Origin of the sequence: Nocardioides marmoribigeumensis (assembly GCF_031458325.1) — a bacterium.
GTDB lineage: Bacteria > Actinomycetota > Actinomycetes > Propionibacteriales > Nocardioidaceae > Marmoricola_A > Marmoricola_A marmoribigeumensis.
Window position 1 is genome coordinate 1378762 of the sequence record NZ_JAVDYG010000001.1, and the last position, 12340, is coordinate 1391101.

Consider the following 12340-nt stretch of genomic DNA (forward strand, 5'->3'; position numbering starts at 1 on the left):
ACCTAGTGAAACTGAGAGGGGCTCAGAAGAGCTCGGTGCGGAGCAGCTCGGGGGGTACGCCGAAGGCGTCGACCAGGTCCTCGGCGTGGGGGCGCAGCTGGCGGCACAGCTCCTCGACGGCGGCCTGGACCGCCTTGGAGCGGTCGCCCGAGAGACGGCCGTGCTCCATGAACCACGCGCGGTCGCCCTCGATCAGCGAGAGGGCGTAGAGGTCGCACAGCGCCCCGAGCGCCCTCTTGTTGGTGCCCTCGGGGGTGTTCTGCACCTTGGTCAGGAACGCCTCGTAGAACAGCCGCTCGCCGTGGGAACGGGCGGCGGCGATGATGTGCGGCTGGACCCGTGAGAAGACCTCCTCCGGGGCGGTGCCACCGTCCATGCCGGACTTGAGCCGCCGCGCGGCGCCCGAGGTCAGATGGTCCTCGCGCCAGCGCAGCATCGACAGGTGCCAGTCGGGATCGAGCAGGCCGGCGTCCTCGTCGGAGAGGCCGCCACGGCCGGGTACGGCGTCGCGCAGCCGCTCGAGCAGCGAGCGCATCTGGGTGCGCTCGACCACGGTCTCGACGGCCAGCCCGGCGACGTAGCCCACCATGTCGACCTGGTTGAGCGAGTTGAACTCGGCGGCGAGGTCGGTGAGCCGGCCCTTGGCGACCAGCTGCAGCAGGACGGTGTTGTCGCCCTCGAAGGTGGTGAAGACGTCCACGTCGTCGTACAGCGCGGAGAACCGGTTGACCGAGAGGTAGCCCGCACCGCCGCAGGCCTCCCGGGACCGCTGGATGGTGTCGAGCGCGGCCCACGTGCCGAGCGACTTGGTGGCGGCGGCCCGCGACTCCAGCGCCTTGCGCCGGCGCTCGGAGGCGCCGTCGACGTCGCTGAAGATGCGGTGCAGGTCGGCGGAGACGCGCTCCTGGGCGAAGTGCAGCGCGTAGGTGCGGGCGATCAGCGGGATCAGCCGCCGCTGGTGCATGCCGTAGTCGAGCAGCACGATCTCGGTCTCGGAGTCCTTGGGCCCGAACTGGCGGCGCCGGTTGCCGTAGGTGACCGCGATCTTGAGGGCGACCTTGCTGGCGTTGATCGCGCCGCCGCCGACGCACACCCGGCCCTGCACGAGGGTGCCGAGCATGGTGAAGAAGCGCCGGTCGGGGTTGTCGATCGGCGAGTGGTAGGTGCCGTCCTCGTCGACGTCGGCGTACTTGTTGAGCAGGTTCTCCCGCGGCACCCGCAGGCCCTCGAACCAGATCCGGCCGTTGTCGACGCCGTTGAGGCCGTGCTTGTGCCCGCAGTCCTCGATGCGGACCCCGTCGACGACCTTGCCCTTGTCGTCGCGCAGCGGCGCGAGGAGCGCGTGGACGCCATGGTTCTCGCCGTCGACGACGAGCTGGGCGAAGACGGCGGCCATCGTGCCGTGACGGGCGGCGTTGCCGATGTAGTCCTTGCGGGCGGAATCGTCCTGGGTCTGGAGGACGAACTCCTGCGTCTCCTTGTCGTACGTCGCGTAGGTCCCGAGCGCCTGGACGTTGGAGCCGTGGCCGGTCTCGGTCATCGCGAAGCAGCCGAGCAGGGCGCCGCTGGTGATGTCGGCCATGTACTTCTTGTGGTGGCGCTCGGTGCCGAGCTGGAGCACGGCCCCGCCGAAGAGGCCGAACTGCACCCCGAGCTTGACCAGGACCGACAGGTCGCCGAAGGCCGAGGTCTCGAAGGCCGCCACGGACGCCCCGATGTCACCCCCGCCGCCGTACTCCTTGGGCAGGCCGTAGCCGGTCTGCCCGGTGCCGGCGAGCTCGACGACGACGTCGCGGACCCGGTCGCGGTAGTCGTCGGTCGACAGCGTCTCGGCCTCGTCGAGGATCGAGGCGTGCTCGACCAGGTTGTCCCTGACCCGGTTGCGGACGTCGCGGTAGCGGCCGTCGAGCAGGTCGCGCAGCGCGGGGACGTCGATGTGCTGGTCCTGGAGGGGGTCGGAGGCCATGGGCACATCGTGGCAGCAACGTCACGGACCGTCAGGGGGTGGCACAAAAACCGGTGGGCCCCGCCCGATTGGGAGGTTCGGGCGGGGCCAGAGACTGTCCCATTGGGAGGCTAGGACAGCCGGTGTGAGCCGGCGGCTCCAGGGAGAGGGACTGGGATACGAAACTCCCCCCCACTGGCGTCCTCCACTGCGCGAGTGGGGTGTCGTGCCGCTCTGCTCTTGCGGGTCCCCCCCGGGACTCCGCATGCTGCGAGCATACATGACATCCCCACAACGTAAAGAGATTCGTCCGCGTGGAATCGGGACAAGGTGGACGCCGTCCCCCGTCCGGAGGAGGCGTTCCTGGCCCTTCCGTGCGTCAGGACGGGGTCGCGGGTTGGTCCGAGAGGACCAGGGTGGACCTCAGGTGGTCTGGCCCACCTGGGCCGGGGACCCCGGCCCCCGACCCTCCTCCTCCTCCTCCTCCTCCTCGTCGACCGGCACGTCGGCGGTGGAGGTCGTGGGATGGGACGCGCGGCCGTAGCGGTCGAACTTCTGCCCGCTGGCGATGCCGCCGAGGTAGACCGACAGCAGGGCGATCACGGCGCCGCCGATGTCGTCGGCGATGTAGTGCCAGCCGAAGTACATCGTGGAGATCAGCGTGAGGAAGCAGTAGACCCAGCCCAGGGTCCGCAGGGCGCGGTGCCGCACGGTGTAGTGGGCGACCAGCGCGATGGTGAGGGTCAGGCCCACGTGCAGCGAGGCGAAGCCCGCCACGGACTGGATCGAGTCGGAGAACGGGTTGAGCGGGAACCGCACGTCCTGCCGGGAGTTCCACAGCCCGTCCTGGAGCTTGGTCACCCCGGTGACGTCGAGGCCGCGGTAGAGCCAGGGGTACCAGAACGCCGGGCCCATCGTGGGGATCGCGTAGTAGGAGATCGTCCCGAAGGTCCAGGTGAGGCAGTTGGCGGTGGCGTACCAGTAGCCGTAGGACACGTTGCGCGACCACACCAGCCACACCACGAGGCTGATCGGCGCCAGGGGGAGGTAGAGCAGGTAGATGAACGCGAAGACGTGGGCCGCCCAGGTCTCGCCGAAGACCGCGTGCAGCAGGGTCGCCGGCTCGTGGCCGAACATCAGCCAGCGGTCGAGGCTGTGCAGCATCGGGTCCTGCATGTCGGGGAACAGCCGCGGCAGGTAGTTCTTGAGGTTGCGGTAGCTGACGTAGGTGACGTAGAAGCTGGTCAGCCCGATGACCACCAGCATGATCCGCTCGCGGGTCCAGTGCTCGCGCACCAGCCCGTTGGCCTCACGCAGGACGTTGCGCCAGCTGCGCCGCGAGCGCCACAGGGAGCGCGGGACCACGTCGAGGAGGAAGGCGCCCAGCACCATCGCGGGCAGCCGGACCCACGCGGGGCCCAGGAAGCCGTCGGGGTCGCGCAGGCGCACCCCCACCGCATGGGAGACGACGAGCGCCACGACGCCCATCAGCACCGCGACGCCCACCACGAGTCCGTAGGCGGGGCGCTTCATCCCCGTGATTCTAGGGAGTCGGTCCACATGGTTCGGACCCCCTACGCGCCCGTCGCGGAGTTCGCGACGTGAGAGTCCTCACCCTGCGGGCACGGCCGCCGTGCGGGACGGGTCGAGCCCGAGCGTGACCTCGTCGCCGACCCGCACGGCCTGCGCCCAGGAGGCCACCGCGTCGAGCTCTCCGACCGCGGCGACCTCCACCCGCAGGCGCACCTGCTCCGACGCCGAGCGCAGCGCGGTGACGGTGGCCCGGACCGGTCCCCCGTCGCTTACCCGCAGCGCCGAGCGGCGCAGGGCGAGCGCCTCCCCTCCCGGCGCCAGGGGTACGCCGGCCAGCCCGGCCAGCGCGCGGGCGCGGTCGGGCGCCAGGACGGTGGCGTAGCCGAGGAACCCCGCCGTCGTCGCGTCGACCGGGGCACGCCACACCTCGTCGAGCCCGCCGGCCTGCACCAGGCGGCCGCCGCGCAGGACGGCCATCCGGTCGGCCACCGCGAACGCCTCCTCCGCGTCGTGGGTGACCATCAGGGCCGTCGTCCCGGCCTCGCGCAGGATCGTGGCGAGGTCGTCGGCCAGCCGCTCGGTGAGGTGCCGGTCGAGCGAGGCCAGGGGCTCGTCGAGGAGCAGGAGGCGGGGGCTCGCCGCGAGGGACCGGGCCAGCGCGACCCGCTGCAGCTCGCCCCCGGACAGCTCGGCCGGCAGGCGGGCGTCGTACCCCGTGAGGCCGACGAGGTCGAGCAGCTCCGCGACCCGGGCGACGCGCTCGGCTCGCGGGCGCCGGCGTACGCGGAGGGCGTAGGCGACGTTCTCGGCCACCGTCAGGTGGGGGAACAGCTGGCCGTCCTGGAACATCAGCGCGAACCCGCGCCGGTGGGGCGGCACGCCGCGCAGGTCGTGGCCGTCGTACGCCACGCGACCGCAGGTCAACGGCTCGAGCCCGGCCACCGCGCGCAGGAGGGTGGACTTGCCGGAGCCGGAGGGGCCGAGGACCGCGCACACCTGTCCGCTCGTGACGTCGAGGGAGACGTCGTCGACCGCGGTGACGTCGCCGAAGCGGACGGTCACGTGGTCGACCTGCAGCGCGCTCACCTCAGAACGCTCCCACGCCCGGGGGCCGGAGCCGCTCGACGGCCACGACGACCACGCTCGTCACGAGGCCGAGCACGACGGCGGCGGCGAGGCCGGCGCCGAAGCTCTCCGCGCCCGGCCGGGAGACCAGCTGGTAGACGAGCACCGGCAGGGTCGGGTCGTCCGGCCGGGCGAGGAAGCTGGTCGCCCCGAACTCCCCCAGCGACACCGCGAAGGCGAAGCCGGTGGCCGACAGGACGGGCCGCCACACCAGCGGGAGGTCGACCGTGCCGAGCACGCGGGACGGCCGCGCGCCGAGGGACGCCGCGGCCTCGCGGAGGCGCGGATCGACGGAGCGGAGCGCCGGCGCCACCAGGCGTACGACGAGCGGGAGCGCGACGAGCGCCTGGGCCACGGGCACGAGCCACGGGCTGCCGCGCAGGTCGAGCGGGGGCGTGTCGAGGGCGACGAGCAGGCCGAAGCCGACCGTGACCGCGGAGACGCCGAGCGGCAGCATGAAGACCCCGTCGAGGGCGGACCGGAGCCGCCGCCAGCGCCGGGAGCCCCCTCGAGCGGTGAGCCCGGCGACGACCAGCCCCAGCACCATGGCGAGCAGGGTGGCGTCGACGGCGACCCGCAGCGACGTCTCGAGCGCCTGGCTCAGCGGGACGCGCAGGGTGCCGTCCTCGGGCGGGCGCTCGAGGGCGGCGAACCGGGCGGTGGACCAGGCGCCGTCGACGCGCAGGCTGCGCACCAGCACGGCGGCGAGCGGGGCGACCACGAAGGCCAGCACCACGGCGGTGACGGCGAGGACCGGGGCGTCGCTGCGCCGCGGGCGTCGCAGCACCGGGGCCGTCCGGTCGCTCTGCTCCCCCGGGCGCGCCCGACCGGTCAGGGCCAGCAGTCCGACGACCACGGCGAGCTGGAGGACCGACAGCGCGGCCGCCGCCGGCAGGTCGAGCAGCTGGGTGGTGAGGTAGTAGATCTCGGTCTCGACGGTGGAGTAGCGCCCGCCGCCCATCGTGAGCACGACGCCGAACGCCGTGGCGCAGAACAGGAAGACGACCATCGCGGAGGACACCGCGGCCGGGCGCAGCGCCGGCAGCGTGACCGTGCGCAGCACCTGCCACGGGGTCGCGCCGAGCGCAGCGGCCGCCTCACCCCGCCGCGGGTCGAGACCGGCCCACGACGGGCCCACCGTGCGGACCACGACCGAGAGGTTGAAGAACACCAGCGCCGCGATGATCGCCACCGGGGTCCCGTCGAGCCCCAGCCCGCCCAGCGGCCCGCTGGGGGCCAGCAGCCCGCGGAACGCGACCCCCACCACGACGGTGGGCAGCACGAACGGGGCCGTCACGACCCCGCGCAGCAGGGCGGACCCCGGGAGCCGCAGGCGGTGCAGGGCGTACGCCGTCGGCACGCCGAGCGCGACCGTCACCACGGTCGCGGCCGCGGCCGCCCAGACCGTGAACCACAGCACCCGGACCACCCGCGGGCGGGTCAGCGTGCCCACCACGCCACCGAGGTCGAGCCGCCCGTGGGGGGCGAGGCCGAGCCGCAGCATCTCCCCCACGGGCAGGACGAAGAAGACGCCCAGGACCGCGAGGGGGAGCGCTGCCAGGAGGACCGGGGTCAGCCGGACGTGATGTCGGTCCACTCACGGATCCAGGTGTCGCGGTCGGCGGCCACCGTGCCGGGGTCGACCGAGTAGGGCTTCGGCGCGGGCTCGGCGTACTTCGCCCAGGCGGCCGGGAGCGTGGCGTCCGCGTCGACCGGGAAGACGTACATGTTGTCCGGCAGCGCCTCCTGCACCGCGCGGCTCTGCAGCCAGGCCACGACCTCGTGGGCGCCGTCGGGGTTCTTCGCGCCGTCGAGCACGCCGGCGTACTCCACCTGGCGGAAGCACGTGTCGAGCAGCGCGCTCGTGGTCGGCTTGGTCCCGCCCTTGGGGATCGTGAACGGCGGCGAGGAGTTGTAGGACAGCACGATCGGCCGGTCGCCCTCGCCGGAGGCGGTGAAGTCGCCCTCGTAGGCGTCGGTCCACGAGCCGGCGACGCGAGCGCCGTTGGCCATGAGCTTCTTCCAGTAGCCCTGCCAGCCCCCCTCGCCGGTGTCACCGTCGCCGTACGCCGCGACCGTCGTGAGCAGGAACGCGAAGCCGGGCGAGGACGTCGCCGCGCTCGGGGTCGAGAAGAGCCCCTTGTAGGCCGGCTCGGTCAGGTCGTCGAGCGTGCGCGGCTCGGGCCGGCCGTCCTTGCGGAACCACGCGTCGTCGACGTTGACGCACACGTCGCCCCAGTCGACCGGGGCGAGGGCGTGGCGGGAGTCGCCGGGCAGGTCGTAGGCGTCGGCCGAGGACGGCTGGTCGGTCGCGGCGTCGGGCGCCAGGATGCCGGCGTCGAGCGCGCGGGAGGCGAAGGTGTTGTCCATGCCGTAGACCGCGTCGGCGATCGGCGCGTCCTTGGTGAGCACCAGCTTGTTGGTGAGCTGGCCCGCGTCGCCGTTGGGGACGACCACGAGGTCGAGGCCGGTGTCCTTCTCGAACTGGCGGACCAGCGGCTTGGGCATGGCCCAGGAGTCGTGGGTGGCCAGGACGACCTTCGTGGGCGCCTTGCCGCTGTCCTTCCGCGGCGCCTCGTCGTCGGCCGTCGAGACCGAGCATGCCGCGAGCGCCGCGGTGGAGGTGAGGACCGCCGCGACGACGCGGACGGATCGGGTGGTGCGCACTGCATGCTCCTCCGGTGAGGAGGGTCCCGCGTGAGCGGGAAGAGCTCGACTCCCTTCGCCGGTGCTAGCCGGAGCAGGTTCGAGGGTCTGCGGCCGATTCCGCACTCTCAGCGCCCGAGCGGCGCTCCCCTGTCGTGTGGCCCCAGGCTAGCGCGGGCGGTAGACGGCGGTGCCGTCGACCTCGTCACGGACCAGCCGGCCGCGGGAGGCGAGCAGGTCGAGGTGGACCATCGTCTCCATCGTGGCCATGGCGCCGTTGAACGCGTCGAGCTCGCTGAACAGGCGCTCGTGGCGGGTCCAGGTCAGCTCGGTGGCGACGTCGTGGGCGGTGCTGCCGTCGGGGCCCACCTTGGCCAGGCACTGCTCGAGCCGGTCGTCGTGGTGGGCCAGCAGCTCGTCGACCCGGGCGTGCGAGCTCGGGGCGACCGGTCCGTGGGCCGGCAGCAGCACCAGGTCGGGCATCTCGCGCACCTTGCGCAGCGAGCCGAGGAACGCTGCGAGCGGGTTGTCGGCGAAGACCAGCTCGAACCCGACCGACGGGGTGATGGTCGGGAGGACGTGGTCACCGGCGAAGAGCACACCGCGCTCGTGGTCGGCGAAGACGAAGTGACCGGCGGTGTGGCCCGGCGTCGGGACCGCGTGGAGCACGCGGTCGCCCAGCTCGATCTGCTGCTCCTCCTCGAGCCAGCGGTCCGGCAGCTCCCACATCGAGATGTCGGGGTCGGCCCCGCGGAACATGTCCTCCCAGCCCGCCGCGACGTCGAACGCCCCGCCCATCCTCAGCCGGGCCACGGTCGGGTCGGCCTCGAGGTCACCGCTGTTGAACAGGTCCAGGGTCGGCTTGTCGCCGACGCCCAGGTCGATGGTCGCGTTGCCGAACTCGCGCCGCACCGTCACGGCCTGCGTGTAGTGGTCGCGGTGCGCGTGGGTGACGAGGAAGCGCGTCACGTCGCGGACGTCGTGGCCGATGCGGCGCAGCCCCTCGCCGAGCAGCTCGCGTCCCACCTCGATCGCCCAGCCGGCGTCGATGCAGGTGAGCCCGCCGGGGGTCTCGAGGACGTAGACGTTGATCGCCCGCAGACCGTCCATCGGCAGCGGCAGCGGGACCCGGTGGACGCCCGGCGCGACCTGCTCGGTGGTCGGCTCGGTCCACTGCCCGCGACCCGCGAAGGGCCTGCCCTCGAGGTCGGTCATCGCGTCGGCGTCGGTGGGGTCGGTCATCCCGCCATCCTGCCCGGTCCGGTCCATCCGGCGCGGGGGTGGTGGCGGATACTCCCCGCATGGCCATGGACCAGCCTCTCCCCGTCGACGACGTGACCCGCGTGCGCCGGGAGCCGCACCGCCAGGTCACCGACCGCGCTGCGCTCCACGCGATCCTGGACGAGGCGCTGATGGCGCACGTGGCCGTCGTACGGGACGGGCTGCCGCTGGTGCTGCCGTTCGCGGTGGCCCGCGACGGCGACACGCTCCTGCTGCACGGGTCGTCGGGGGCCGGTGGTCTGCGTCTGGGGGCGGGCGGCCCGGTGTGCGTGAGCGTCACGCACGTCGACGGCCTGGTGTTCGCGCGGACGACCTTCGAGTCCTCGATGCGCTACCGCTCGGCCGTGGTCCACGGCATCGCCGAGGTCGTGCCCGACGACGACAAGGAGCACGCGCTCGAGGTGCTGTCGGACCACCTCTTCGCCGGGCGTACGGCGGAGGTGCGGCGCCCCTCGCGCAAGGAGCTCGCCGCCACGCTCGTGCTGCGGCTGCCCCTGGACTCGGCCTCGGTGAAGGTGGCCGCCGGGCCGCTCGAGGTCGACCCCGAGGACGTGGAGCCGCGCGAGGTGTGGGCGGGGATCGTGCCCATGGCGCTCACCGCGGGCGAGCCGGTCGCCGGGCCCGACGTGCCGGACGACGTCGCGGTGCCGGGGTCGGTGGTGCGGACCCGGCAGCGGTTCAGCGGCTGACGAGGCCGCGCCCCGTCACCAGGGGCAGGTCGAGGGCGGTCACGAGACCGGGCGGCGCGTCGACCACGGCACCGACGGCGTTGACCAGCCGCATCGCGGTGACGATCATCCCCGAGACGTTGTGGTCGCCGTCCTCCCCGTGGTGGGAGAAGTCGAGGGTCATCATCGGCTCGCCGGTGATCTCGACGCGGTAGCAGCCGTCGCCCGTGGCCGGCTGCGGCCAGTCGGGCCGCTGCTCGGGGTGGGTCCGGGTGACGTGCTCGAGCGCCACCCGCGGGACGCCGTCGACCTTGCCGACCACCTGGAACCGCACCGCGCACCGGGTGCCGGCGGGGACCTCACCGCTGACGGTGGAGTAGTCGCGCTCGGCCTCGGCGAACTCCACCTGCTCCTCGAGCGGCTCGTCGAGGGTCAGGTCGAGCCCCGCCGCGATGATCCGCACGACCGAGCCCCACGCCATCGTGAGGATGCCGCCGGAGAACAGCGGGGGCACCTCGTCCATCGGCTTGCCGAAGCCGTAGAGGGTCTGGTTGACGAACGGCTGGTAGTAGGTCGAGTAGTCGGCGATCTCGTAGCACCGCACCTGGTCGATGCGCTGCGACAGCGAGGTCATCACCAGGGGCAGCACGTCGTTGGCGAAGCCCGGGTCGATGCCGTTGACGTGCAGCGAGGCGCCGCCGCGCTCCCCGGCGTCCTGGAGGCCCTGGACCATCTCGTCGGGGATGACGCCGTGCGGCCACTGCAGGAAGACCGGTCCGCTGGAGACCACGTCGATGCCGGCCGCGAGCAGCTCCTCGAACAGCGTGAGCGCGGCGAACGGGTCGGCGTCGGTCATCGCGGTGTGCACCACGACGTCGGGCCGCAGCGCGACCAGCTCGTCCTTGTGCATGGTGGCGGTCAGCCCGATCGGCTCGCCGCCGCACAGCTCGCCCACGTCCTTGCCGTGCTTCTCCTCGCTGGAGACCCAGACGCCCACCAGCTCGAGGTCGGGGTGGGCGAGGATGCCCGCGATCGCGTGCTTGCCGACGGTGCCGGTCGACCACTCGACCACGCGCAGGGTCATGACTGCTCCTTGACGGTGAGGTCGGGCAGGCCCAGGTCGAGGTTGGGCCGGTCGAGGCCGCCGTCGACCTCGATCACCTTGCCGGTGACGTAGCCGCCGGCGCGGCTGGCCAGCCAGAGGGCGGTGGCCGCGATGTCCTCCACCTCGCCGATGCGGCGCAGCGGGGTGACCTCCTCCATCGCGTGGCGGGTCTCCTCGTGGCCGGCGACGAACTCCAGCGCGGACGTCATCACCGAGCCGACCGCGATCGCGTTGACCGTGATGTGCGGGTCGAGGTCGCGCGCCGCCAGGCGGGTCCAGTGGCTCAGCGCCGCCTTGGCGGTGCCGTAGGCGAGGTAGCCGCGACCGGCCACGCGGCCCATCACCGAGGAGATGTTGACGATGCTGCCCGCGCGGGCCGGGCCGTCGCCCTGGTCGTCGGCGGACGCGAGCATCAGCGGCACCGCCGCGCGGCTCAGCGCGTGGGCGGTCGACACGTTGAACCGGAACGCCTCCTCGAGGTAGTCCGGCGTCGTGTCGAGGAAGGCGTTGGGGATCGTGCCGCCCACGTTGTTGACCACGACGTCGAGGCGACCGAGGTCGTCGTACGCCCGCTGGGCGAGGGCGGCGACCTGGTCGAGGTCGCTCAGGTCGGCGGGTACGAGGACCGCGCGCCGGCCGAGCGCCTCGACCTGCGCGGCGACGTCGGCGAGCTGGGCCTCGGTGCGCGAGGACAGGACGACGTCGGCCCCCGCCTCGGCCAGGGCGAGGGCGCAGCCGGCGCCGATGCCGCGCCCGGCGCCGGTGACCACCGCGACCTTGCCGTCGAGGCGGAAGCGGTCGAGGACGGTCATGAGGCTGCTCCTTGGCGGGTGATCTGGAGGGGTTCGGGGTCGTCGAGCAGGCAGCGCGTGCCGGAGTAGATGCTCGGCATGCAGCGGTTGCAGTGGATGCAGGTCGAGCGGCGGGCCTCGCCGGACTCGAAGCGCCGGGGCAGGTCGGGGTCGCGCACGAGCGAGCGGCCGAGCGCCACGAACTCGAAGCCCGCCTCGCGGGCCCGGGTCATCGCGTCGGCCGTGTCGAGCCCACCGAGGGCGACCAGCGGCAGCTCGAGGCGCTCGCGGAAGCGGATCGCGGTGTCGAGCAGGAAGGCGGGCTTGTAGGGGTACTCCTTGAGGAACCGGCCGCCCCACCGCGCCATCCCCCAGCTCAGCGGCTTGGGCATCGCGGCCGCGAACTCCTGGAGCGGCACCGGGCCGTGGAAGAGGTACATCGGGTTGAGCAGGCTCGACCCGGCCGAGAGCTCCATCGCGTCGAGGCAGCCGTCGGCCTCCAGCCAGCTCGCGACGTCGAGCGCCTCCTCGACCTGGAGCCCACCGCGCACGCCGTCGGTCATGCCGAGCTTGGCGTAGACGGCGACCTCGTCGCCCACCTCCTCCTTGACCGCGCGCACCACCCGCCGGGGGTAGGCCGCGCGGTTGCCCAGGCTGCCGCCGTACGCGTCACGACGGCGGTTGCTGAGGGGGCTGAGGAAGGAGGAGAGGAGGTAGCCGTGGCCGAGGTGGAGCTCGAGGGCGTCGAAGCCTGCCCGCACGGCCAGGCGGGCGCCCTGGACGTAGTCACGCAGGACGCGGTCGAGGTCGGCGGAGCTCGCCCGGCGCACCATCTGCATGCTCATCGGGTTGGGCATGGCGGTCGGGGCGATCGCGTGCCTGCCGTTGGAGCGGCCGTTGGCGACCGGCCCGGCGTGCCCGACCTGCGCGGCGACGTGGGCGCCCTCGGCGTGGACGGCGTCGGTGAGCCGGACCAGGCCGGGCAGGGCCTCCTCGCGGAGGTGCACCTGCTCGCGGTGCGTGCGGCCCTCGGGGGCCACCGCGACGTAGGCCATGGTCGTCATCGCGATGCCGCCGGCGGCGATGCGCCGGTGGAACTCGACGAGCTCGTCGGTGACCAGGGCGTCGGGGGTCCGGCCCTCGAAGGTGGCCGCCTTGAGCAGGCGGTTGCGCAGCGTGAGCGGCCCGAACGGTGCGGGCTCGAAGACGGTCGGCGGCGTCGCTGGCACCGCGAAACTGTAACAGG

At 73.1% G+C, this 12340-nt stretch carries 10 protein-coding genes and 1 riboswitch; of the genes, 1 reads left to right on the top strand and 9 read right to left on the bottom strand.

All coding sequences use genetic code 11. The features are described 5' to 3' along the window. Positions 1 to 22: 22 nt before the first annotated feature. From J2S63_RS06645 to J2S63_RS06670, 6 genes are all read right to left on the bottom strand, one after another. A complete protein-coding gene (locus J2S63_RS06645) occupies positions 23 to 1966 on the bottom strand; it encodes an acyl-CoA dehydrogenase family protein (RefSeq protein WP_310300216.1) in 1944 nt (647 codons plus the stop codon). A gap of 402 nt (positions 1967 to 2368) precedes the next feature. Next, positions 2369 to 3478, bottom strand: coding sequence for a phosphatase PAP2 family protein (locus J2S63_RS06650; RefSeq protein WP_310300219.1), 1110 nt, complete (start codon positions 3476 to 3478; stop codon positions 2369 to 2371). Positions 3479 to 3556: 78 nt separating this feature from the next. Further along, entirely contained in the window at positions 3557 to 4564 is a 1008-nt protein-coding gene (locus tag J2S63_RS06655) for an ABC transporter ATP-binding protein (protein ID WP_310300222.1), read from the bottom strand. 1 nt (position 4565) lies between these two features. Further along, entirely contained in the window at positions 4566 to 6200 is a 1635-nt protein-coding gene (locus J2S63_RS06660) for an ABC transporter permease (RefSeq protein ID WP_310300225.1), read from the bottom strand. Further along, a complete protein-coding gene (locus J2S63_RS06665; RefSeq protein WP_310300227.1) occupies positions 6176 to 7270 on the bottom strand; it encodes a thiamine ABC transporter substrate-binding protein in 1095 nt (364 codons plus the stop codon). The genes J2S63_RS06660 and J2S63_RS06665 overlap by 25 nt, the downstream gene beginning before the upstream one ends. 33 nt (positions 7271 to 7303) lie before the next feature. Then, positions 7304 to 7411, bottom strand: a riboswitch (TPP riboswitch). Positions 7412 to 7417: 6 nt separating this feature from the next. Further along, a complete protein-coding gene (locus tag J2S63_RS06670) occupies positions 7418 to 8491 on the bottom strand; it encodes an MBL fold metallo-hydrolase (protein ID WP_310300230.1) in 1074 nt (357 codons plus the stop codon). Between the two features lie 59 nt (positions 8492 to 8550). Here J2S63_RS06670 and J2S63_RS06675 point away from each other — a divergent pair, with 59 nt between their 5' ends. Beyond that, complete coding sequence (locus J2S63_RS06675; RefSeq protein ID WP_310300232.1) at positions 8551 to 9219, top strand: pyridoxamine 5'-phosphate oxidase family protein; 669 nt, start codon at positions 8551 to 8553, stop codon at positions 9217 to 9219. On the opposite strand, the gene J2S63_RS06680 is transcribed toward J2S63_RS06675, so the two are convergent. From J2S63_RS06680 to J2S63_RS06690, 3 genes are read right to left on the bottom strand one after another with little or no spacing between them, the layout of a single operon-like run. Then, a complete protein-coding gene (locus J2S63_RS06680; protein ID WP_310300235.1) occupies positions 9209 to 10282 on the bottom strand; it encodes an NAD(P)H-dependent amine dehydrogenase family protein in 1074 nt (357 codons plus the stop codon). The two genes, J2S63_RS06675 and J2S63_RS06680, sit on opposite strands and share 11 nt — an antisense overlap. Continuing rightward, on the bottom strand, positions 10279 to 11115 hold the full coding sequence (locus J2S63_RS06685) for an SDR family oxidoreductase (RefSeq protein ID WP_310300238.1): 837 nt from the start codon (positions 11113 to 11115) through the stop codon (positions 10279 to 10281). The genes J2S63_RS06680 and J2S63_RS06685 overlap by 4 nt, the downstream gene beginning before the upstream one ends. Continuing rightward, positions 11112 to 12323, bottom strand: coding sequence for an NADH:flavin oxidoreductase (locus tag J2S63_RS06690; protein WP_310300240.1), 1212 nt, complete (start codon positions 12321 to 12323; stop codon positions 11112 to 11114). The genes J2S63_RS06685 and J2S63_RS06690 overlap by 4 nt, the downstream gene beginning before the upstream one ends. Positions 12324 to 12340: the final 17 nt, after the last annotated feature.